The organism is Claveliimonas sp., from assembly GCF_037273965.1.
Lineage (GTDB): Bacteria > Bacillota > Clostridia > Lachnospirales > Lachnospiraceae > Claveliimonas > Claveliimonas bilis.
Genome location: NZ_JAYAZJ010000028.1, coordinates 1 through 21,976, shown reverse-complemented (window position 1 = coordinate 21,976; position 21,976 = coordinate 1). Strand labels below are relative to the sequence as shown.

Annotated in this window: 25 protein-coding genes; 7 read left to right on the top strand and 18 right to left on the bottom strand. The window is 42.2% G+C overall.

What is annotated here, in order from left to right; genetic code table 11:
• Positions 1 to 149: 149 nt before the first annotated feature.
• The 8 genes from rnhA to WJ238_RS01045 form a co-directional block, all read right to left on the bottom strand.
• The gene (gene rnhA / locus WJ238_RS01080) at positions 150 to 629 is read right to left on the bottom strand and encodes a ribonuclease HI (RefSeq protein ID WP_256194405.1); all 480 of its coding nucleotides are present in this window, start codon (positions 627 to 629) and stop codon (positions 150 to 152) included.
• Positions 630 to 641: 12 nt separating this feature from the next.
• On the bottom strand, positions 642 to 1,388 hold the full coding sequence (locus tag WJ238_RS01075) for an MBL fold metallo-hydrolase (protein WP_316268758.1): 747 nt from the start codon (positions 1,386 to 1,388) through the stop codon (positions 642 to 644).
• Between the two features lie 54 nt (positions 1,389 to 1,442).
• Complete coding sequence (locus WJ238_RS01070; RefSeq protein WP_230106319.1) at positions 1,443 to 1,919, bottom strand: MogA/MoaB family molybdenum cofactor biosynthesis protein; 477 nt, start codon at positions 1,917 to 1,919, stop codon at positions 1,443 to 1,445.
• Between the two features lie 180 nt (positions 1,920 to 2,099).
• Positions 2,100 to 2,702, bottom strand: coding sequence for a hypothetical protein (locus WJ238_RS01065; RefSeq protein WP_316268756.1), 603 nt, complete (start codon positions 2,700 to 2,702; stop codon positions 2,100 to 2,102).
• Positions 2,703 to 2,724: 22 nt separating this feature from the next.
• The gene (locus WJ238_RS01060; RefSeq protein WP_230106321.1) at positions 2,725 to 3,390 is read right to left on the bottom strand and encodes an LbetaH domain-containing protein; all 666 of its coding nucleotides are present in this window, start codon (positions 3,388 to 3,390) and stop codon (positions 2,725 to 2,727) included.
• Complete coding sequence (locus WJ238_RS01055) at positions 3,387 to 5,444, bottom strand: DNA topoisomerase (protein ID WP_256194412.1); 2,058 nt, start codon at positions 5,442 to 5,444, stop codon at positions 3,387 to 3,389. Before WJ238_RS01055 ends, WJ238_RS01060 begins: the two co-directional genes overlap by 4 nt.
• A 17-nt stretch (positions 5,445 to 5,461) precedes the next feature.
• Positions 5,462 to 7,588: a polyphosphate kinase 1 gene (gene ppk1, locus WJ238_RS01050; RefSeq protein WP_316268753.1), complete on the bottom strand. Its 2,127-nt coding sequence runs from the start codon at positions 7,586 to 7,588 to the stop codon at positions 5,462 to 5,464.
• 73 nt (positions 7,589 to 7,661) lie between these two features.
• Positions 7,662 to 8,339 (bottom strand): Crp/Fnr family transcriptional regulator, encoded by a 678-nt coding sequence (locus tag WJ238_RS01045; RefSeq protein ID WP_316268751.1) that lies wholly within the window; start codon positions 8,337 to 8,339, stop codon positions 7,662 to 7,664.
• Between the two features lie 99 nt (positions 8,340 to 8,438).
• Here WJ238_RS01045 and WJ238_RS01040 point away from each other — a divergent pair, with 99 nt between their 5' ends.
• The gene (locus tag WJ238_RS01040) at positions 8,439 to 9,086 is read left to right on the top strand and encodes an ATP-binding protein (RefSeq protein ID WP_316268749.1); all 648 of its coding nucleotides are present in this window, start codon (positions 8,439 to 8,441) and stop codon (positions 9,084 to 9,086) included.
• Positions 9,087 to 9,180: 94 nt separating this feature from the next.
• Here WJ238_RS01040 and asd read toward each other — a convergent pair whose 3' ends face one another.
• From asd to WJ238_RS01025, 3 genes are all read right to left on the bottom strand, one after another.
• Complete coding sequence (gene asd, locus WJ238_RS01035; protein ID WP_230106326.1) at positions 9,181 to 10,266, bottom strand: aspartate-semialdehyde dehydrogenase; 1,086 nt, start codon at positions 10,264 to 10,266, stop codon at positions 9,181 to 9,183.
• Positions 10,267 to 10,301: 35 nt separating this feature from the next.
• Positions 10,302 to 11,696 carry an argininosuccinate lyase gene (gene argH, locus WJ238_RS01030; protein WP_256194420.1) on the bottom strand — a complete coding sequence of 465 codons (1,395 nt, stop codon included), beginning with the start codon at positions 11,694 to 11,696 and terminating at the stop codon, positions 10,302 to 10,304.
• Positions 11,697 to 11,762: 66 nt separating this feature from the next.
• Positions 11,763 to 12,392 (bottom strand): epoxyqueuosine reductase QueH, encoded by a 630-nt coding sequence (locus WJ238_RS01025; protein WP_316264419.1) that lies wholly within the window; start codon positions 12,390 to 12,392, stop codon positions 11,763 to 11,765.
• A 147-nt stretch (positions 12,393 to 12,539) separates the two neighbouring features.
• Between WJ238_RS01025 and WJ238_RS01020 the strand changes: the two genes are divergently transcribed.
• Both WJ238_RS01020 and WJ238_RS01015 read left to right on the top strand, forming a co-directional pair.
• Complete coding sequence (locus WJ238_RS01020; RefSeq protein ID WP_230106329.1) at positions 12,540 to 13,307, top strand: ABC transporter ATP-binding protein; 768 nt, start codon at positions 12,540 to 12,542, stop codon at positions 13,305 to 13,307.
• Positions 13,300 to 14,097, top strand: a complete 798-nt coding sequence (locus WJ238_RS01015) for an ABC transporter permease (RefSeq protein WP_230106330.1) — start codon at positions 13,300 to 13,302, stop codon at positions 14,095 to 14,097. Before WJ238_RS01020 ends, WJ238_RS01015 begins: the two co-directional genes overlap by 8 nt.
• A gap of 57 nt (positions 14,098 to 14,154) precedes the next feature.
• Here the strand turns inward: WJ238_RS01015 and WJ238_RS01010 are convergent, their stop codons facing one another.
• From WJ238_RS01010 to WJ238_RS01000, 3 genes are read right to left on the bottom strand one after another with little or no spacing between them, the layout of a single operon-like run.
• Positions 14,155 to 14,403: a hypothetical protein gene (locus WJ238_RS01010; protein ID WP_337605919.1), complete on the bottom strand. Its 249-nt coding sequence runs from the start codon at positions 14,401 to 14,403 to the stop codon at positions 14,155 to 14,157.
• Between the two features lie 28 nt (positions 14,404 to 14,431).
• Positions 14,432 to 15,232 (bottom strand): MBL fold metallo-hydrolase, encoded by an 801-nt coding sequence (locus WJ238_RS01005; RefSeq protein WP_230106332.1) that lies wholly within the window; start codon positions 15,230 to 15,232, stop codon positions 14,432 to 14,434.
• 3 nt (positions 15,233 to 15,235) lie between these two features.
• Positions 15,236 to 16,120, bottom strand: coding sequence for an NAD(P)-dependent oxidoreductase (locus WJ238_RS01000; RefSeq protein WP_337605918.1), 885 nt, complete (start codon positions 16,118 to 16,120; stop codon positions 15,236 to 15,238).
• Between the two features lie 161 nt (positions 16,121 to 16,281).
• Here WJ238_RS01000 and WJ238_RS00995 point away from each other — a divergent pair, with 161 nt between their 5' ends.
• Both WJ238_RS00995 and WJ238_RS00990 read left to right on the top strand, forming a co-directional pair.
• Positions 16,282 to 16,776 carry an HD domain-containing protein gene (locus WJ238_RS00995; RefSeq protein ID WP_337605917.1) on the top strand — a complete coding sequence of 165 codons (495 nt, stop codon included), beginning with the start codon at positions 16,282 to 16,284 and terminating at the stop codon, positions 16,774 to 16,776.
• Positions 16,777 to 17,498: 722 nt separating this feature from the next.
• Positions 17,499 to 18,137 (top strand): tyrosine-type recombinase/integrase, encoded by a 639-nt coding sequence (locus WJ238_RS00990; protein ID WP_337605916.1) that lies wholly within the window; start codon positions 17,499 to 17,501, stop codon positions 18,135 to 18,137.
• Here WJ238_RS00990 and WJ238_RS11935 read toward each other — a convergent pair.
• The 4 genes from WJ238_RS11935 to WJ238_RS00980 all read right to left on the bottom strand — a co-directional run bounded on the left by WJ238_RS11935 (position 18,134) and on the right by WJ238_RS00980 (position 20,477).
• On the bottom strand, positions 18,134 to 18,238 hold the full coding sequence (locus tag WJ238_RS11935) for a pentapeptide repeat-containing protein (RefSeq protein WP_524536979.1): 105 nt from the start codon (positions 18,236 to 18,238) through the stop codon (positions 18,134 to 18,136). The two genes, WJ238_RS00990 and WJ238_RS11935, sit on opposite strands and share 4 nt — an antisense overlap.
• Before the next feature lie 71 nt (positions 18,239 to 18,309).
• Positions 18,310 to 19,575, bottom strand: a complete 1,266-nt coding sequence (locus tag WJ238_RS00985; protein ID WP_337605915.1) for a DUF4062 domain-containing protein — start codon at positions 19,573 to 19,575, stop codon at positions 18,310 to 18,312.
• A 235-nt stretch (positions 19,576 to 19,810) separates the two neighbouring features.
• On the bottom strand, positions 19,811 to 20,017 hold the full coding sequence (locus WJ238_RS11930) for a 3'-5' exonuclease (protein ID WP_524536978.1): 207 nt from the start codon (positions 20,015 to 20,017) through the stop codon (positions 19,811 to 19,813).
• Positions 19,977 to 20,477: a hypothetical protein gene (locus WJ238_RS00980; protein ID WP_337605914.1), complete on the bottom strand. Its 501-nt coding sequence runs from the start codon at positions 20,475 to 20,477 to the stop codon at positions 19,977 to 19,979. Before WJ238_RS00980 ends, WJ238_RS11930 begins: the two co-directional genes overlap by 41 nt.
• Before the next feature lie 313 nt (positions 20,478 to 20,790).
• Between WJ238_RS00980 and WJ238_RS00975 the strand changes: the two genes are divergently transcribed.
• Together WJ238_RS00975 and WJ238_RS00970 are read left to right on the top strand one after the other, a co-directional pair.
• The gene (locus WJ238_RS00975; RefSeq protein WP_256194429.1) at positions 20,791 to 21,549 is read left to right on the top strand and encodes a hypothetical protein; all 759 of its coding nucleotides are present in this window, start codon (positions 20,791 to 20,793) and stop codon (positions 21,547 to 21,549) included.
• A 138-nt stretch (positions 21,550 to 21,687) separates the two neighbouring features.
• A partial coding sequence (locus tag WJ238_RS00970; RefSeq protein ID WP_337605913.1) for a hypothetical protein occupies positions 21,688 to 21,976 on the top strand: 289 nt, incomplete at its 3' end.

Below are 21,976 nucleotides of genomic sequence, written 5' to 3'. Positions count from 1 at the left end.
CCACCGGACGTTATCCGGCATCCTGCCCTGTGAAGCCCGGACTTTCCTCACCTGCCGCCTTTCGGCGATTGCAGCCGCGATTACCTGTTATACTTTACTTCCACGATTTTCGATTTTATCACATAATAAAATTTCTGTAAAGCCAAATCTTATACTTCAAGCCCGGTATCTTCGATCAGATTGTCTCCATCTGCTGCCGATGTGGCCAAAGTATCGCACCTTTCATTCTGCGGATGTCCGTCATGTCCTTTTACCCAGATGAACTGTACCTGATGAGGTTCTTTTGCCTTCAGGAGCCGCTTCCAGAGATCCACATTTTTTACCGGCTCATTCTTTCCCCTCTTCCAGCCTTTTTTCAGCCATCCGCCGATCCAGTTCTGATTGAAAGCATCCACCACATATTTGGAGTCTGAATAAAGTTCGATACTGCAGGGCCGGTTCAGTGCTTCCAACGCTGCGATCACTGCCATCAGTTCCATCCTGTTATTTGTCGTTTTCTTATATCCCTTAGAAAGTTCCTTTGTATGAAGCTGTCCCTTCGTATCTACATATTCCAGGACTGCCCCGTAGCCTCCCGGCCCGTCCGGATTCCCTCTGGCCGCTCCATCTGTATATATCTTTACCTGCATGTTATGCCACTCCTATTCTGTCCGGGCAGTCCCATTTTCTGGGAACGCCACTTCAAATATCTGGTTTTTCCCGGTAATATGCATAATGCGTTCCCGGTAGCTTTCCGTCTCCGGCTGTGCCATCAGCCTTTCATAAACCTCATGTTCCTGCCCGTTATGCATAGGAAATACATTGGCTGTATCCGTATGTTTCATAAACCAGTCAAGTCCCCAATAATACTGTTCTCCCTGTCTTGGATCTGCCGGAACAAAAGCCACATCAATATGACGCCCCTCCAGCTTTTCAATCTCTCTTTGATAGCTCTGCATCATCAGTTTATTGTATCTTGGGGATTCCTCCTCCCAATGCCACCAGTTCAGGTCACCTGCATGATAGATAATTCTCTCGCCGATCCGGATCAAAAATGCCACTCCCTCATCTGTCGATTTCAGAGTACGCACTGCCACCGGACAATCCTCTTCCAACTCCAGACGCCGGCCCGGTTTCATATAATACACCTGCTCTGCTGAAATCTCTTCCGGCATCCTGTATTTGATATCGCTGGATAAAATGTAGGTGATATCAGGATATTTTGACGCCCATTCGAAAATACACGGCTGAAAATGATCGTAGTGTGCATGGCTGGCAAAAACATAGATTTTCGTGTCTTTCTCAAACTCGGGCACTTCTCCCTGAAAATAGTCAAACACAGCTGCATGTCCATCCCATCTGACTGCAAATCCGCTATGTCCGATATACGTAATTTTCATATCCTGCATACTCCCCTCCTGCTACATCTATTCTTCCATTCCTGCCTGGGCTTTTCTCATCTCTTACTCTTCCGGAGTCTTCTGGATCAGTTCAACTGCATGCGTAATTTCCGGAAGCAGATATTCCAGACACTGCTTAACCGCTCCGGCTTTACCGGGAAGATTTACGATCATAACATCTCCTCTGATCCCTGCCGCGCTTCTGTTGAGCATGGAACGCTTCGTCAGCTTCATAGTATAAGCTCTCATCGCCTCCGGTATACCAAGAACCGGCCGGTCCACTACATCCATTGTCGCCTCCGGCGTGCAGTCCCCTGCATTGCATCCTGCTCCTCCTGTTGTCAGGATCAGGTCTGTCAAATGTCCGTCCGCCATTCTCTGCATGACAGTAGACAAAACCTGTCTGTCACAGGGAAGGGCTTTCTGAAATACAATGGTGTGTCCTTCCTTTTCAATGATCTTCTGGATCACTTTTCCCGCTGCATCCTCTTCCTTTCCTCTGTATATTGCTGTATTTGCTGTAATAATTGCAACTCTCATCTTGTACCTCCATCAATCTATTCTTCTGTACCTAAGCTCCTGTGTCCTTTGTTATGCGTGATACGGTATTTCATTCCACTCATAATAATAACAATTTACAGAACTATTTGCAACATGCCCCTTCTGTTCCGCAAAACTCTGCTGTCTTTGACATTTTATCCACACAAAGCAACAGTCTGTTTACGCTTCTTCCGAAACGATACGTTCGATGCAATAGATTTCTTCCGGTTTTCCGTCAAAAAATGAATAGTAAATACTGTCTCCCGGATTTACTTCAAAGTCCTTGTTGTTTTTCAGCCATCCGGTACTGCAGCTGTAATCAAGGACAGCTGTACTGTCATCGTAAAATTCCATTCCGCGGTCAAGCTTCACGGTCATTATCATCTCTTCTGTATCAATAGATACAATTTCCCCGCTCCCCACCTCATAATTCAGTGTATATGGAGCAGTTTTTTCTATGACGTCCAGTTTTTCCGGCGTATTTCCCCAGGTACTGTAATAGATATAATCTCCTTCTTTCAAATCCGCCCCGCCAGATTCCTCCATTTCAGAAAAATCAAGACTGACTGTTTCGCCGCTTTTTGAAAGCAGGATTTCCACTTTTTCATCCTTCTGGTTTACAGACAGTATTTCTCCGCTTTGAAAATTTTTACTGGAACTAAGCCCTCCCGACTTTGGAGCCGCACATCCTGACAGGCAGGCCACGATTCCTGCCAGAAACGCCGCCGCAAAAACTCTGCTCCGTTTCCTTTTCCTTATTTTCCCCGCGGTCCTTTTCTTCACAGCCTTCCACCTCCTTCGGTGTTTACTGCTTCTCTACAACTTCTCCCTGCTTTTTATAAATGCTTCCTGCCGGAACGAATCCCCGTACAGAAGACAAAGGATAAATGTTTGTATGGCTTCCTACCACACTTCCCGGATTCAATACGGTTCCGCATCCAACTTCTACTTCATCCCCCAGCATGGCGCCGAATTTTTTCAATCCGGTCTCAACAGGTCCTTCCGGCGTCTTGATCACAACCAGCTTTTTGTCGGATTTTACATTTGATGTGATGGATCCTGCTCCCATATGAGCTTTGTACCCAAGAATAGAGTCTCCGACATAGTTGTAATGGGGCACCTGTACCTTATTAAATAAAATTACATTTTTCAGCTCTGTAGAATTGCCCACAACTGCTCCTTCTCCGACAATAGCGTTGCCGCGGATAAAAGCACAGTGACGCACTTCCGCATTTTTCCCGATAATGGCAGGTCCGTGAATATATGCAGACTCAAATACATTTGCGGATTTCGCGATCCAGACATCTTCTCCCACCTTATCATACTCTTCGCTGGAAAGTGTCTCTCCAAGTTCTTTGATAAAGGATCCGATTTTAGGAAGGACTTCCCATGGATAGGTTGCTCCCTCAAAAATATCCTTTGCAATCGTTTCTTCCAGAGTATACAGTTCTTTAATAGTCATTTCTTTCATTGTTCTGCTCCATTTCCGCCTTTCGGCTTTTGTTTTTTACTTTTTGATTTTTTATAATAAGATGCCGCTTTATCATAGCAGCTCCTTAATTCATATTGATTATTCAGCCCCAGCACTCCGCTTGTTCTTGTGCGGATAAAATTTTCCAGTTTCACCATATATTCGTCTGAAGTGATTTCCCCTTCCGCCACGTAAGTGAGGCCCTTCTCCCAGCTGGCTGTAAGTTCCGGATTGAGAAGGGAGCGAATAGAATGATCCACCACGTCATAGATCATCTCGCCCAAAAGTGTGGGAGTCACAATCTGGGTCTTTTTATTGAGATCCAGGTATTTGTTGTTGAACAATTTTTTTAAAATCTCTCCTCTTGTGGCGCTGGTTCCGATTCCGCTTCCTTTGATCTGGGAGCGAAGCTCCTCGTCCTCGATCAACTGCCCGGCGTTTTCCATGGCAAGGATCAGTGAGCCGGAATTGTATCGTTTCGGCGGGGACGTTTTCCCCTCTTTCACATCCAGTGATTCCACCGAAAGGACCATGCCTTTTTTCAGGGATTTTACTGTCTCAAAAAATTCCTCTCCCGCGGTTCCTTCCCCTTCCTCGTTTTCTCCGCTTTCAGAGCTTTCCTTCTTCTGTCCCGGAACACCTGCCACTTCCAGATATCCGGCCTCCGCCAGGACTTTGAAGCTGGAGAAAAACTGCTCTCCTTTGATCTCGGTGACGATCGCCACTTTCTGATAAATTGCCGGGGGATAAAAAATACTCAAAAATCTCCTCACTATAATATCATACACCGATTTTGCCGTATGCGCCACACTATTTAGCGCGCTTATACCCTGTCCTGTAGGAATAATGGCATAATGATCCGTAATCTGGCTGTCGTTGACATACCGTGTCTTTGCCAGCCCCTTATAACTTTGCCGGCTGGCAATATCGTTCAGCCAGGGCACCGCCGGCGTATATTTCATCAACCCGTTTAAGTTTTTGCTGATTTCTTTTGCCACCGCTGTGGACAGTACTCTGGCGTCTGTCCTGGGGTAAGTAACCAGTTTCTTTTCATACAGTTCCTGCACAATGCGAAGCGTTTCATCCGGGCTGATCTTAAACCTTTTAGAACACTCATTCTGCAGCTCCGCCAGGTTAAAAAGCAAAGGAGGATTTTTCTTTTCCTTTTTCTTTTCAATGGAAAGAATCTTGCAGGAAACAGGGGACGGATCCTGCAGAAAGTCCACCAGTTCCCTGGCCTTTGCCTCTTCTTTGAATCCATTTTCTTTGTAGAGATCAAAGGATTCAAAATACCGTGAGCCTTTGACTGCCCTCCACTCTCCCTCGAAAGTCTGTCCGCCTTCTTTTGCTCTTATGGTGCTGACGACACGGTAAAAGGGCGTTTCTTTAAAATCCCGGATTTCCCGTTCTCTTCTTACTACCATGCCGAGAACGCAGGTCATCACCCGTCCCACAGACACAACTGAATACTTTGTGTTCAGATAACGGGAAATACTGTCCCCGTATTTCAGTGTCAGAAGACGGGAAAAGTTAATCCCCATCAGATAATCTTCTTTGGCGCGAAGATAGGCTGATGCGGACAAATCATCATACTCCGACAGATCTTTTGCCTCACGGATACCCCTTAGGATTTCCTCTTCTGTCTGGGAGTCGATCCACACTCTCTTCCTGATCTTCCCTTTTACCTGCGCCATCTGTTCTACCAGACGGTATATATATTCTCCCTCCCGTCCCGAGTCTGTACAGACATAGATCACTTCCACATCCTCCCGGTTCAGAAGGCCTGCTACAATACGATACTGTTTCGCTGCCGAGGGAATCACCTCATAGCGGAACTCCTCCGGTAAAAACGGCAGAGTCGCAAGACTCCACCGCTTATATTTTTCATCATAAGCTTCCGGGTAACTCATTGTGATCAGATGCCCGACGCACCATGTCACAACTGCCTCTGCCGATTCCAGGTATCCGTCATTTCTTCTTGTCTTAAGATGCAAAGCCTTGGCAAACTCCTGTGCTACACTTGGCTTTTCGGCAATATATAATGCTTTTCCCATAAATGCTGTCTGTTCTCCTATTTTCTGAATATCTTTGCAAACCGCTCACGCAGCCCCTGCTTTTTAGGCGCCGGCTTTTTGTTCCTTGCTGCCAGGACAGCAGACTTCATAAAGTGTTCCTGTGAATTGACTCTCTTTTCCGTGATCGGTTTCTTTTTGTATGTTCCGTCTTTTTGCAGTACCCTGGCTTTTACATTATCCGCCAGCATGACCTCCAGATATCCGTTTACCTGGCGCTTCACATCCGGATCCAGCACAGGGGCTGCAACTTCCACACGCTTTTCTGTATTTCTTGTCATCATGTCCGCTGATCCGATATAGATTTTCTGATCTGTCCCTGTTCCAAAGCTGAAGATCCTTGGATGTTCCAGATATCTTCCCACAATGCTGGATATGGTAATATTCTCTGTATATCCCGGTATACCCGGAAGAATACAGCAGATTCCTCTGACGATCAAATCTACACGGACACCTGCCTGAGAGGCTTCCGCCGCCTTTTCAATAAAATCCACATCTGTCAGGGAATTCATTTTCATAATGATCCGGCCTTTTGCCCCTTTTCGTATTTCCTGATCCATCAGCTGCAGGATCTTTGGCTTCAGTGAAGTGGGCGATACGATCAGATGGCGATAGATTCCGTCCAGATTTCCAATGGACATGTTCTGGAAAAACAAGGCGGCATCTTCCCCTATCTCCCTGTCGGCCGTCATTAACGAAAGATCCGTATACATGGCAGCCGTCTTCTCATTGTAATTTCCTGTACCGATCTGAGTAATATACTGAATCTCATTGCGGTGCCGATAGGTGATCAGACAAATCTTGGAATGAACTTTATATCCTTCAAATCCATAGATCACACGGCATCCTGCTTCCTCCAGCCGCTCTGACCAGTCAATATTATTCTGCTCGTCAAATCTTGCCCTAAGCTCAATAAGGACCGTTACTTCCTTACCGTTCTCCGCTGCCGCACAGAGATACTCCACCAGTCTGGCCTTTTTGGCAAGGCGGTAAATGGTAATCTTGATCGTCATGACAGACGGATCAAATGCTGCTTCCTTGATCAGCTGCAGAAAGGGTTCCATACTCTCATAAGGATAAAAAAGCAGAGCATCCTTTTTCCGGATCTGCCGCATAATGCTGCCCTCCTCCAGCCTGCCGGAAGGCTGCGGCGAAAACGGACGATAGATCAGCGCCCGCTTCATAGAATCCGGCAGGTTGCCGCTGATGGCAAACATATAGTCCAGTTTCATAGGCATCTTTGTACGGAAAATCTGCCGTTTCGTAATATTGAACTTTTCACAGAAATATTTTTCCGTTTCCGCATTCAGCTTTTCTGCAATCTCCAGCCTTACCACTGCCATTCTTTTTCTTTTGTGCAGGGTCTGCTTCATCAGATACCGGAAATCATCATTTACCTCCAAAGCTTCGTCATCCGGCGCAATATCTGCATTTCTTGTAACACATATGTAATTCTTTTCCGTCACTTCATATTGGCCGAACACAAGATTCAAATATTCCATGATCACCTTTTCCATGCGGATATAGCGGATATCATGTCCCGGAAGATACAAAATGTCGGAAATAAAGTTAGGGATGGGAACAATTCCCAGCATCGTCCTGTTGTTCTGCTTCAGCATAGCAGTCACATAGAGCTCTTTATTTAAAAGATGGGGAAACGGATGGTTGGCGTCCACGATCTGCGGCGAGAGGACGGGAAGTACCTGTTCCTTGAAATATTTCTTTACATACTTTTTCTCACTTTGTTCCAGCTCTTTAAAATCCAGACCGCACACCCCATAAGGATGAAGCTGCTTCTTAATTTCCGCGTAAGTTTTATCTCTTTCTTTATAAAGAGGCGCCACTGCCTCGTAAATTTTTTCCAGCTGCTGCGACGGTGTCATTCCCGAACGGGAATCCACCGCTTTCGGATCGGCCGCTGCCATATCAAAAAGGCTTCCCACACGAATCATGAAAAACTCATCCAGATTGCTCGTAAAAATTGCCACGAATTTCATTCGTTCCAGAAGGGGAACGGATGGATCCTGGGCTTCTTCCAGAACTCTCTGATTAAATTTCAGCCAGGACAGCTCTCTGTTTTGAGTGTATTTCAAAATATCTTCTTTTTTATTTTTCTTTTCCTCCATGCTTTCCTTCCTCCTTGCAGCGCATTCCTTCTATTAAGATTATACATGCAAAGCAAAAATATATCCAGAAGATTTACTCCTCCTTTGCCTTTCCTTTCAGGCAGAATTGCTTTTTGGAAAAGCTTACAATGCCTTCCCGCCTCATTTTGCCAAGCTCCCTGCACATGGCACTTCTCTCAACAGATAAAAAATCTGCCATCTCCTGTCTGTTAAAAGGAATCTGAAACTCGGTCTTACCTGTCTCCTGTGCCTGAGCCGACAGATAACTCATCAGTTTTTCTCTCGTTGTCCTTGCACTTAAAAACTCCGCTTTTCGTGACATGTAATATGTTTTATCCGCCAGGATACCCACAAGATTTCCAAGGAGCACAGTCCTTACATCCTCCGGGACTTTTTGGTTCTCAAGTATTGTTTCAAGATTTAAAAATAAAACACTGGCTTTTTCCAGAGCTGTAATATTGATATTCAGCCTCTTTTCCTGCCTGCAGGCGTACACTTCTCCGAAGATCTCCCCCTGCCTTACGACTGCAAGAATGCTTCTGTTGCCCCAGAAATCTTCCCTCTCCAGAGACAGGCTCCCTTCTACCAGGAATCCGGCTGCTTTCAGAGAAGTTCCCTGTCTGAAAAGCTGCTGTCCTTTTTCAAAGTCTGCCCATCTTGTATCAAGGCACCGAAGAACTTCCATCATTTTTTCTTCAGGTATGCCCTGAAACAAGGGTGATACCAACAGCATTTTTATAACATCACCCATATTTCCTCTTTTCTGTTGCAAAAGCAACTGATTCTTTTTTTCTTTTATACTATACTAAGTCAGGCAGCGACATACAATACAAAGATAAGGAGAAAAATTATGATACGTAAAATCATTCAGATTGATGAAGAAAAATGCAACGGATGCGGGCTTTGTGCCGATGCCTGCCATGAAGGCGCCATTGAAATGGTAAACGGCAAGGCAAAGCTGATGCGCGACGATTACTGTGACGGCTTAGGCGACTGTCTTCCAACCTGTCCCACTAATGCCATTTCCTTTGTTGAAAGGGAAGCGGCAGCCTATGATGAAAAGGCAGTGAAACGCCACCTTTCCAGTCGAAAAACTTCTTCCAACAGAAGCACAGCGAACACATCACCGGTGGAATCCCAGCTTCGCCAATGGCCGGTACAGATCAAACTGGCTCCTGTCAACGCCCCTTACTTTGACGGCGCACATCTTCTGATCGCCGCTGACTGCACCGCATATGCTTACGGAAACTTCCATCAGGATTTTATCCGCGGCAAAGTCACTTTGATCGGCTGCCCAAAACTGGACGCAGTAGATTATACCGAAAAACTGACAGAGATTATCAAAAATAACAATATAAAAGATGTCACCATCGTCCGCATGGAAGTTCCCTGCTGCGGCGGAATCGAACATGCTGCTGCAGAAGCGCTGAAAAACAGCGGAAAATGGATTCCCTGGCAGGTTGTAACCATCTCCATCGAAGGGGACATTCTGGACTAATCGACAAAAAAGCACAGGGTATTTGACATTTTTACCCACCGTAAACTGCAATTTGGGACGTAACACTTTTAAAAAGTGTTACGTCCCAAATTGACTATTTCGCCTGGATAAATCCTTTTGCAGTCAATGTTTCCGCACACAGCACTGCGCCGCCGGCAGCGCCGCGTACTGTATTGTGGGACAGACCGATAAATTTATAATCATAAATCGAATCCTCCCGCAGACGTCCGATAGATACGCCCATTCCTCTCTCATAGTCAACGTCAAGGCTTACCTGCGGACGGTTGTCCTCCTCCAGATACTGGATAAACTGTTTCGGCGCACTCGGAAGTTCAGCCTCCTGCGGAAATCCCCGGAAGCTTACCAGCTTCTCGATCAGTTCCTCTTTTGAAGGTTTCTTCTCAAAATTAATAAATACTGCAGCAGTATGACCGTTCAAAACAGGGACACGCACACACTGGCATGTAATCTTCGGGGCGTCTGCCATAACAATCTCGCCGTTTTCTACCCGGCCAAGAACACGTAAAGGTTCCTTTTCACTTTTTTCTTCCTCTCCGCCAATATAGGGAATAATATTGCCGTCCATCTCCGGCCAGTCCTTAAATGTTTTTCCCGCACCGGAAATCGCCTGATATGTAGTAACAACAAGTTCCTTAGGACCAAATTCCTTCCATGCAGCAAGGCAGGGTGCGTAACTTTGAATCGAGCAGTTTGGCTTTACAGCAATAAATCCTCTTGTTGTTCCCAGCCTCTTTTTCTGTGACTCGATGACGTCAAAATGTTCCGGATTGATTTCCGGAACTACCATCGGCACATCCGGAGTCCAGCGATGGGCGCTGTTATTGGATACCACAGGAGTCTCTGTCTTTGCATACTCCTCTTCGATCGCTTTGATCTCTTCTTTTGTCATATCAACAGCGCTGAAAACAAAATCTACAGTCGCTGCAACTTTTTCCACTTCATTTACATTAAGTACTGTCAGTTTTTTTACTGCCTCCGGCATGGGAGTATCCATCTTCCATCTTCCTCCCACTGCCTCCTCATATGTTTTTCCGGCAGAACGCGGGCTTGCCGCTACTGTTACTACCTCAAACCAGGGATGATTTTCCAGCAGAGAAATAAAACGCTGTCCTACCATACCTGTCGCTCCCAAAATGCCTACTCTTAATTTCTGTTCCATTTTCTCTCTCCTTTTCCTTTTATTTCTCTGTCCGGTCAGATGCGGTCATCCCCATAGCCTTCCAGATATTTTTTATATTTCCCGATCACATCCTGCATAGCAGCCTTTCCGGGCGCTCCTATTGTCACTCTCTTATTGACACAGGTTTCCATGCTGATGGCATCGTAAATATCCTCCTCAAAGACCGGAGATATCTGCCTGTATTCCTCCAGGGACATATCATCCAGGGCAATTCCTTTATCGATACAATACAGAACCAGCTGTCCCACAATGCCGTGAGCATCCCGGAAGGGCACACCTTTGCCTACCAGATAATCCGCTGCATCCGTGGCATTGGTAAATCCATGCCTTGCGCTTTCCGCCATTTTCTTCCGGTTGAATTTCATAGTTCTAAGCATGCCTGTAAACAGGGACAGACATCCTTTTGCCGTATCAATAGCGTCAAATACAAGTTCTTTATCTTCCTGCATATCTTTGTTATAAGCAAGAGGAATCCCCTTCATAGTCGTAAGAAGAGACATCAAAGCGCCATAAACCCTTCCCGTCTTTCCACGTACCAGCTCGGCAATATCCGGATTTTTCTTCTGGGGCATAATACTGCTTCCTGTGCTGTATGCATCATCGATTTCCACAAACTGATACTCATTCGTATTCCAGATAATGACTTCCTCTGAAAACCGGCTCAAATGCATCATGACCATAGACAGGGCAGATAAAAACTCAATCAGATAATCTCTGTCTGACACTCCGTCCATACTGTTGAGTGTCGGTCCGCTAAATCCTAAAAGCCTCGCTGTATATTCCCGATCAAGAGGATACGTTGTCCCTGCCAGTGCTCCTGAACCTAAGGGGCAGGTATCCATCCTGCGGCAAATATCCACCATACGCTCATGATCTCTTTTGAACATTTCAAAATATGCTCCCATATGGTGAGCCAACGTAATCGGCTGTGCTTTCTGCAGATGGGTAAATCCCGGCATAAAAGTTTCCGTATTTTCTTCCATGATGGAAAGCAGCGTATGCAGCATTTCCTTGATCAGGCTGTTCATCTGCCTTACTTCATCTCTTGTATAAAGCTTCATATCAACCGCTACCTGATCGTTCCTGCTCCGCCCTGTGTGAAGCTTTTTCCCTGCCTCTCCGATCCGCCTGGTCAGCTCTGCCTCCACAAAGCTGTGAATGTCCTCATATTCGTCTGTAATCTCCAGTTTTCCTTTTTCCACATCTGACCGGATTCCCTGAAGTCCTGCTATAATATCTTCCTTTTCTGCATCACTCAAGACCCCTTGTCTTGCCAGCATCATCACATGTGCAATGCTTCCCTCAATATCATGAGCATACAGCTTTTTATCGAAAGAAATGGAAGCATTGAAATTATATACTAACTGATCTGTTTCTTTTGTAAATCGACCGCCCCATAACTGCGCCATAAGTGGAATCCCCTTTCTTTTGTATTATAGTTCGTTATTCTAACACATTTCCCTGTAAAAACCCAGTTATTTTTCATAATTCCTTCTTTTCTGGGCCTCTGCCAGAGAAAATTCACATCCACAATAGTCCTGACGATACAGGTTAAATTCTTTTGAAAGTTCTATGGATCTTTTATAACCATTTTTCTTCTTGAAATCAGACTGAAGATACGTAACGCCATACTCTTCTTCCATTTTCTTGCCGATTTCATTAAGCCGGTCTGCATTTTTCAAAGGACTGATGGTAAGCGTGGTCGTAAAATAATCAAATCCGCCCTTCTTCGCGATCTGTGCCGACTCCCTAAGACGCAGTTCATAGCATTTCAGACAGCGCTCTCCACCTTCCTTGAGGTGTTCCAGCCCTTCTGCCATCTTATAAAACTTCTCCCTGTCATAGTGCCCTGCAAGAAAAGATATCGGATATTTTACCTGCATCTCTCCGATCAGCGTCTGTTGTTCCAGAATCCTTTTGGTATATTCACTTTCCGGAAAAATATTCGGATTATAATAAAATACAGTGATTTCAAAATAATCACTTAAATATTCCAGCACATAACTGCTGCAGGGCGCACAGCAGCTGTGAAGCAAAAGCCTGGGAACTTCCCCGCTTTTTTCCAGCTTTGCCAGCAGCATATCCAGCTCTCTTTGGTAATTCATAGAACGTCTCCTCTTTCCTCACTTTTTGTTCTAATAGAATCTGATACTTAGTATATGGTATTTTCCCCTTTGTTGCAAGCACCGTTTGCCGCGGACCGCATAAACTAATATATACTTACAGCAGCGCTGATACGCGGAGGATTTCCTATGGAAGAAATTTTAGAACTGAAACATATCTATTATTCTTATCACACAATGGATGGCGAAACACCGGCTCTTACCGATATTTCTTTCAGCATGAAAGAAGGAGAATTTGTGGCTGTCGTCGGCCCCTCCGGCTGCGGCAAATCCACATTGCTCTCTCTGATAGCCGGACTTTTGGAACCCGAAAGAGGACTGATTAAGATCAAAGGAAAATATCTCCGGGAAAGCACAACAAATATTGGCTATATGCTCCAGCATGATCAGCTCTTTGAGTGGCGCACTATCTACAACAATGTCATTTTAGGGCTGGAAGTGCAGCATATGCTGACGACAAAATCCAAAGAGAAAGCCCACGAACTCTTGGATACTTACGGTCTGAAACAGTTTGAAAATTCCAGGCCTTCCGAACTGTCCGGAGGAATGCGGCAAAGGGCTGCTCTCGTCCGCACGCTTGTACTTGAACCTGATATCCTTCTTCTGGATGAACCGTTCTCGGCTCTTGACTATCAGACCCGGCTTCATGTCGGCGACGATATCGGACAGATCATACGAAAGGAAAAGAAAACTGCCATCTTAGTAACCCACGATTTATCAGAGGCCGTTTCGCTGGCAGACAGAGTCATTATCTTAAGCCCTCGCCCGGCGTCCATCAAACAAACCCTCTCCCTTGTCTTTCATCTGGATGAGGATACCCCGCTGAAGCGGAGGGATGCACCGGAATTTAAAACCTATTTTAATCTGATCTGGAAGGAATTGAACAGCAATGAGTGATTTATCTACTGCACAATTAAACTATCTGAACAAACAGAAAAAATATACCCGGATCGTGCAGATTTCCCGGATTTTTCTTTTGCTTGCCTTTCTGTTCATCTGGGAATTCAGCGCAAACATCGGTCTGATCGACTCTTTTATCTTCAGCAGCCCTTCAAAAATCGCACTGTGTTTTTGGGATATGCTGAAAGATCACAGTATTTTTACACATATAGGAGTAACTCTCTATGAGACAATTGTCAGTTTTGCCCTTGTAATTGCCATCAGCCTTCTGATGGCAGTTGCTCTTTGGCTTAGTCCCCGCCTCTCTGAGGTACTGGATCCCTACATCGTGGTACTGAACAGCCTGCCGAAATCCGCCCTTGCTCCCCTTTTGATCGTATGGCTTGGCGCAACTACAACAACCATTATTGTAGCCGGAATGTCTGTGGCGATCTTCGGAAGTATATTAAACCTTCACACCGCCTTCAAGACCGTGGATCCGGAAAAGATCAAACTGATCTACACCCTGCACGGAAACCGTTTTCACGCTCTTACAAAGGCTGTCATTCCAAGTTCCATTCCTGCTGTCATCAGCACCATGAAGGTTAACATCGGCCTTTGTCTGGTAGGAGTGATCATCGGCGAGTTTCTGGCTGCCAGAGAGGGGCTTGGTTATCTGATCATATACGCCAGCCAGACCTTCAAGCTTGACTGGCTTCTCATGTCTATCGTGCTTTTGTGTATCATGGCAATGGGGTTGTATTCGCTGATCAATCTTCTGGAAAGATGGTATCGAAAGCGGGTATGACTTTGTCGCAAAAAAGCAGCCGTACTTTTGTACCGGCTGCCCTACATACTTTATTTACTACAGCTCATTAAGCTGCTCCATAATTTTCTGCATCCCCTCTTCACTGAAATCATAATGGAAGGTCTTTTTCTCTTCCTTCGTCGCATCATAACAGAAAGGTCCTTCCCAGACAGTAAGAAGAAATTCTTCTTTTTTTTCTTCGTTCTCTTTCTTCTCTATCCGGTAATTCATCTTTTCCCGGCTTCCATTGAAAACAGATTTTTTGTAAAATGCAAGAGGAAACAGCATTTCTCTTGAAATGGTCATTATGATTCCTTCACCTTTTCCTTTATAATTATAATTCAAATACTTCCATATCATCCGGCACATACAGATTACCGTGATAGTACTCTTTTCCTTCTTCTGTATAAAGCTCTTTGCGCCTTGCGATATTCTTATCCTCGGTATGATAGAGGATCAAATTCGGGATTTTCAGCTCTTCTGCTGTCTGGCATGCCTCTTTTACCGTACTGTGATGTTTTTCGTAAGGGCCAAATTCATCCGCCTCGCTGTACAGGCAGAACGCCTCATGCATCAGCCAGTCACTGTCCTTTGCGAACTCATAATCCTTCTCATTATACGGCTCGTCCCCTGCACAGGTAAATTTTACATTTCCCGGAAGCATCATGGTAAAGCCGTACTGTTTTGCTTTTGTGGAATAAATATCAAAGAAAGTTACCGGACAGTCCAGAATTTCTCTTGTCTCCCCATGAGCCACCGGAGTAAGGAGGATTCTCTCTCCGATATGCTTTGTTACTTTTTTCTGTATAGTCAGATCAGTGATCGTCCTGATAACCGGAATCAGATCTTCATGGCAATAGATATTCAAATTTCCCTCATATTTGCCTTTATTCATATTCTGCCCGATCATCCGTACGAGCCAGATCAGCCCCAGAAGATGATCAATATGTTCATGAGTAATGAAAATATCGTGGATCTGGGACAGCGGTATTCCTGCGTCTTTCAAACGCTTCAGGATCTGATTTCCGCCCCCTGCATCTACCAAAAAGTGTCTGTCTCCATCTGAAAATACAAAGCATGTATTGTAGCATTCCGTAACAGCTGCATTTCCGGTCCCTAAAATTGTAAGCTTCATCTTTTAATTTTCCTTTCCTGTTTCACATTTCTCATAAAATTTAATCAGGGCCTGTGTACCGTCCTCCTCACAGCCTGCCTCTGCAAGCGTTTCATAATTGTCCAGCACCCTTTCCAGTACATTCAGATCCAGCTCTTCGCTCTTCGCCTCGCTGGCAGCCAGCTTCATATCCTTGATAAAATGCTTGATAAAAAATCCCGGAGCAAAATCCCCTTTTAATATCCTGGGGGCAAGGGTATCAAGCTGACGGCTTCCCGCCGCTCCCGTTGCCACCGAATCAAGGAGAGTCTGAAGATCAAGACCCTTGGCCTTTGCATAGCTTAAGGCTTCGCAGAGTCCGGATATGGTTCCTGCTATCATGATCTGGTTCGCAAGTTTTGTATTTTGTCCTGCTCCTGCCGCTCCTTCATAATTAATATTATTTCCCATTGCTTCAAACAGCGGCAGACATGACTCGTAATCTTCCTTCGCTCCTCCCACCAGTATGGAAAGAGTTCCTGCTTTTGCCCCTGTGTCTCCTCCCGTCACCGGTGCATCCAGCGCATGAAGTCCTCTCTCTTTAGCCTCTCTGTCAATCTTTTCTGCGATCTTCGGACTGGAAGTTGTCATATCAATGACATAGGCTCCCTGTTTCGCATTCTGCAAAATACCATTTTCTCCAAAATAAACTTCCTCCACATCTTTCGGATAACCTACGATCGTAATCACCGCATCTGCATCTTTCACACACGCCGGAATCGTCTCGTAAAATACAGCTCCCTCCTGCTCCAGATCAGACACCTTGCTTCTGGTCCTTGCATAAATATTAAGTTCATATCCTTTTTTCATCACGTTTCTGGCCATGGATTTTCCCATGATCCCTAATCCGATAAATGCTATTTTTTTCATTGCCCTGTCTCCTTTTCCTTTCTGCTTTACGCTATCTATCATACTACCAATCCTGTTCTTTCCGCCATACTTCTTCCTTATTTTTTTATTAAACTTATTGACTTTTCCTCTTAGAAAAGTTCATACTGAGCTTAAATAAATAAGAAAGTGAGTGAGTGCCGATGGACATTAAAGTAGCGGAAGATGTTTCAGCAGAGTATCTGTCAATTGTCAATGATATTCTTAAGGATGCGGATTTCCGAAAACTTGCCCTCTATATCCAGCATTTAAGGACGACCAGGCTGATCCACAGTCTGAATGTTTCTTATCTTTCCTGGAAAATTGCCAAAAAGCTGGGCTGTGATGAAAGAGCCGCTGCCCGCGCCGGACTTCTCCACGATTTCTTTCTCTACAAATTCAGTGACCCGAAGCCGGTAAAGGAACTGCAGGCCTTTTATCATCCGAAAGTAGCCGCAAAAAATAGCACTGAGCGTTTTGACATATCCGAAAAAGAACGTCTGGCAATTCTTTCACATATGTTTCCGCTGGGACCTCTTCCCACAAGCCGGGAAGCTTGGATCATTACTTGCGCCGACAAGCTCTGCGCTGCAATGGAACTGTGTTGTTTTTCCATTGCATTTGCAAAACAGGGACGCGTTATAGTGATTCCGGCATAATAAGTTGAGAGGAAATGAAATTTCCTGCCAAACAAGTAAAAAGAGACACTTCCTGATATCAGAGAGTGTCTCTTTCCTCTTTCCATAAGAAGCTGGAAATCAGACTTGAGCCGACACCTCTTCATTACACGTGAAGGCTCTACTGACGGAGCTATGCTGACTTAATGGAAAATGAATTACTATCATTTACGCTTGCTATAGTATATCTATATCTTACTTATTTGTCAAACGGTTTTTCTAGTTAATTTTTCACAAAATTCCTTCAAAACCTCATCTAAATACCATTATTTTGTGAATTTTTCTATTAAAATATTCTTAAGCAAATATCTGCAAATCTTTTCTAGTCTTGCTTATCCTTTTTACATCTCTAACTGATCGGGATGAATTTTCAGTTTTTTTCATCTGACAAAATTGACTCATTTTTATTATATTAGTATGATTAAACAAAGTGAAGAGAGAGATTTTGGCAAAAAAATAGGGAAGGTTCGTGGGGTACAAAAGAGGTAAAGAATAGGATCTATAAATACTATCGGACTCCTACCGGAAAGTATTTCTATGGAACTACTGAAAAGGAAATCAGAGAAAAGATTAAAAACCATAAACCAATACCTCAAAAAAATAATGATATTAAAAAACAATATTTTAAGGAAACTCTGAACTTTGAGGATATAAAAATTCCACATAAAGATAATGTTAAAAAAGAAGAACGAACCATTCATTTCTTGACAGAAGATGATATGAAGAAATTATATGAAGAGTCAAAGCGTATTAATGTTCCAGGGGAAAACTATGGTGGCAAAATGGGAGAACCAGCATATGGTAACAATGCAAAATTACTTATGTTCATCATGTTTACAGGGCTTCGTATAGATGAAGCAATTGACCTTAAATGGAAAGATTTGGACCTAAAACAAAATACTCCCCGAGTAAATGTCACGTCTACATCAATAATAGTAAAGGACCGTGATAATATTTCTGTGAAAAAGTATATTTCCATTTCCTCATCAACAAAAACTTTTTCCGGAAAACGAAGTGTACCGCTTAACACACAGGCTTTAGAAATAATTACATATGAAAAGAAACTAAACCCAGCTCATAGTGATACAGATTATGTATTTATCACAAAAAATGGAGGAAAAATTCAATCACGACAAAATGTTAATCGGACTTTAAAGAAAATGATGTCTCGAGCAAATTGTTCTATTCCTTATTGTACTCCCCATGAATTGAGACACAGTTTGAGGAGTGCTTTGTTAAGAAACGGAGTCAATATTAAAGTTGTGTCTATTTTTCTAGAACATAAAGACATTACTGTGACATATAATATTCATATACATATATTAGAAGGTCTGCATTGCTAAAGGTTTGCACCACTAAAGCATGCACTACTCAGGTTGGCATGTTTAAGATCCGCTTTTGTCAGGTCAGCACAACTAAATTCAAATTTAAGTAATTTATTCATAAAAACAAATGAGGGGCTACTTAGATAATTAAAAAGCATATCTCAGTGGCCCCTCAAATCAACAAACAATTTTATATATGATTATTCTCTGATTTGTTTTTTACTGTTATCACGTATCCAGCTCCAGGTAATGACCATGATGGCAAAGATAGATTACATATGCCTAAATTTTTTAATTCACTTGCAAGAAAATCATCATAATGAATACCACTAAACGATGAGAAAGTAGATGCAATAATTGAATATTTAGATTGAAAATCACCTTTAGGTATTACCGTAACCGAATACGATTTGCATGGAAATGATAGTCTGCTTGATTGGAAGAAATCTAAAGCCGGGCACTCATATCTTTGTTTAAAATAAATATTGCAAGGAATCTGATTAATGGGGATCGAATTACTTTGTAAGTGATATATAAATTGCCCTCTACTTTCATTTCTTTCAATTCCATAATTAAATTCCGAGGTATAATCAATGTTATTTATCAATAATTTTTCAACTTTCAACGTCTCCGCCTGTTGCTGAGTAGCTGCAAAATTATGTCCGAATGAACGCTTCTCTGGGTTTAAATAAGAGTAATTAAGAATTTGAGTAGTTGTTACTTTAAGCATTTTTTCATCAATAGGATCTAATTCTATAATTCTTTCAACTGAATCCAAAATCCCATTAAAGTTCATATTCTTATACAAATTATTCACGAAATGCTGTGTGAAATCATCAAGATTAATTGGCATATTTCTGGATATCAATTCTCTAATAAGTTCTCTTGACATTTCAGTTAGTTTATCATATCCGAAAACAGAAAAATTGTCTATCGTATTATCTCCTTTTACCCACCCAACAAATTGCTCTGGATCTTTTGATAAATAGTTGCTTAATTGACTAATAATAATTTTTTCAATATCAGAAATATTATCTGCATATCTTACTACCTTAGTTTGTACTAATGCTTTAAAATCTTGATATTTCTTTTTGTTTTTTGTCTCAAAAACTTCTTTGGATGTTTTCTCTGCCGCCTTCATATTTAACATTTTTTCCGATAATACGATAGCAAATGCAGGGATTCCCTTACTTAACGCGTATTCATATTCCAGATGCGTATAACTTAATTTTGAAGCTTTATCGATAGATCCATAACGTCCGCCAAGTATTAATAAGTAGACATCTGAATCATCAATCCACCTATATATAGTTTCTAATTGAGAATTTCCTGCTTTAAATAACTCCATACCAGCAGGAATATGTCCAGCGTCTAAAATAGCTTTTACGGCTGCTTGGCGTTCAGAAACTAGATCCTTGTTTGTTGATGAAATAAAGACTTGTAATTTTCTTTCCATAATATCCCTCCTCATTTGTATTAAATATCATTATACACTAATTGGAAAAATATGGATAACAATTTTAATTTAGATAAATATAATAGCTGCAGAATATTTCCCACAGCTACTCTTCTCTTATGCCTTTTACCTTTCTAAAAAATTTTTTCTATATAATTTTGCTATGTTTAGTTCATTCTTATGTGTTTGGTGTGATTTATTATAGAGACGGAGCCAGGTTCCGCTTCTACCCGTGCTATACTATTTTTTGTATTCTCTGTTCTTTAACAAACGGGGATATCTGTACCGTTCTCCCTGTACTCTGCTTATAAGCATAAAAATAAAGATTCTCCTTAGCGTGTGTCATCGCCACATAAAACAGACTCTTCTCCTCCTCAACCGCTTCCAAAGTTTTGGCATTTTTATGTGGACAAAATCCTTTTATGCAGTCTATGATAAACACATGCTCCTATCCGTCCCCACAATGCTATATCTCCGTTATCCATTGATTCATCCACTCCAGCCGTAGTATCACTTCTCACTGCCATACTAATAACAGAATATATTTCATCGATATCACCTGAACGATAAGTTGTAGTTTTTGATGGAGTTTTATTAATGAATAAATAATTGATAAAAACATTGCTATTTTCAGAAATGCTAATATTTACCTTTTCTCCTATGCTTTCAAGGTCTAAATCATTTATATTTTGTGCTGCTTTTATATTCGTTTCATAGGATATATCATCTGCATTGGCAATTTCTACTGATTCAATTGCTGTTTGACTGCACAAAGACAACAGCCTGTATAGGGCATCGGGATCCAAATAGGTTTGTATTCTCTCGGTGAAGTTACGCCCGGCTAAAAAATCGAAAATAGCAAGGCTTAGTAAAGTGCGCCCATTTTTAGGGAAAACCAGCAAAAATCTATTGATTTTTATTCATTTTCCTCTTGACATATCACCGCCGGACTATATACTTGTCCATTCCTATAAATATGGAAGATGGCAACCCATAAAAAAGCAAGGAAAACACCAGAGTTATTTGTTGGAGGTGAGTTACAAGAAGATTTCCTTTTGCAAGCTTTAGGAGAATGGAGCCCCGCCATTTGTGAGGTATAAAGCGCAAAAATTTTACTTCTTTTTAACTTAATCTTCATTGGGTAATTACAAAAATGTAGTAATATCTAAACATCTTCTAGTCCGGACTAAATTAAATTAGAGGAGAATTAAAGGAATGAAGAAAAATATTATAAAAGCAATAGCTATATTATTGTGTACATCTAGTATCATTAGCTATGCCGGACCTGCAACTGTTATGGCTGCTGAAGAGACGCCAATCGTAGAAAACGCTGATGTTAATCAAACTAGAGAAAATCTTACCATTGAAGAAGGAAGTTTTAATGAAGGAAGCTATGTATACACATACGATGAAAATGGAACGCATTATAAAGTAGTGGAAGAAACAGATGCTTCTTTTCAAAATGTGACAAGCTACACTTACACCGTAAATGAACAAGGTGATTGTTCTTTAGTCAAAACGGTACAATCCTATATTGATGGTGGAAATGTTATCATAGAGACAACTACTCCAGACGGACAAACTAACGTAGAAACTATATCTCCCCAACCAGCTAGGATAATTCCTTATTCTGATGGCACAACAGGAGAATGGGTTACTCAGACTTTCGATTCAAAATTATATATTAAGGGTTCTCCTATCGCTACAATTGCCCAGCTCCTCTTTATGGCTTTAGGTGTAGTTTTAGCCGAAAAGTTACCATCTAAGCTCTTGGTTATTGCTGAAGCTCTTTTCAATAGAAATTCAGAATACGTTTATACTCATGAAACATACAGCTATATGTTAAGTGATACGAACCAGTTTGTAATTGTTAGAGAGGCAGTATCTGCAATGTACTTCTTAGATAGTGCTCATAAATATTATCTTGATTCTTACTACGATGAATTTGACGGACGCGGTGTAATAATTTCTTAAATTATACAAAGGATTGTCTTCTGACAATCCTTTGTACTACTATGGGGCGTAGCCCTGTTAAGCTCACATTCTGTTGAGCATATAGTTTATTAACGGGCTATTATAATTTAACGAAAAAGTGTTGGGAGTCACAATATAATGGTAAAAAAGTATACAAGTTTTTTTTACAAAGTATTCTATGTGGTATATATAATAATAGCGATTCAATGTCTGGCCCTTTTTATTCTAATTATTCTATCTTCTCTTTTACCTGTTATATCTCCATCTCAATTTGAAAAGGGAATGATTGCCTTAAGACAAGTAATGCCTAATCTCTCTTATCCTTTTTTCATTCTTTCTCTTATCCTTTACTTAGTCAAACTATTTTTTTTCTTAATATTTTCTAAATGTTCAAAAAGATTGTTTAAAAATATAATGGAAAAAGATA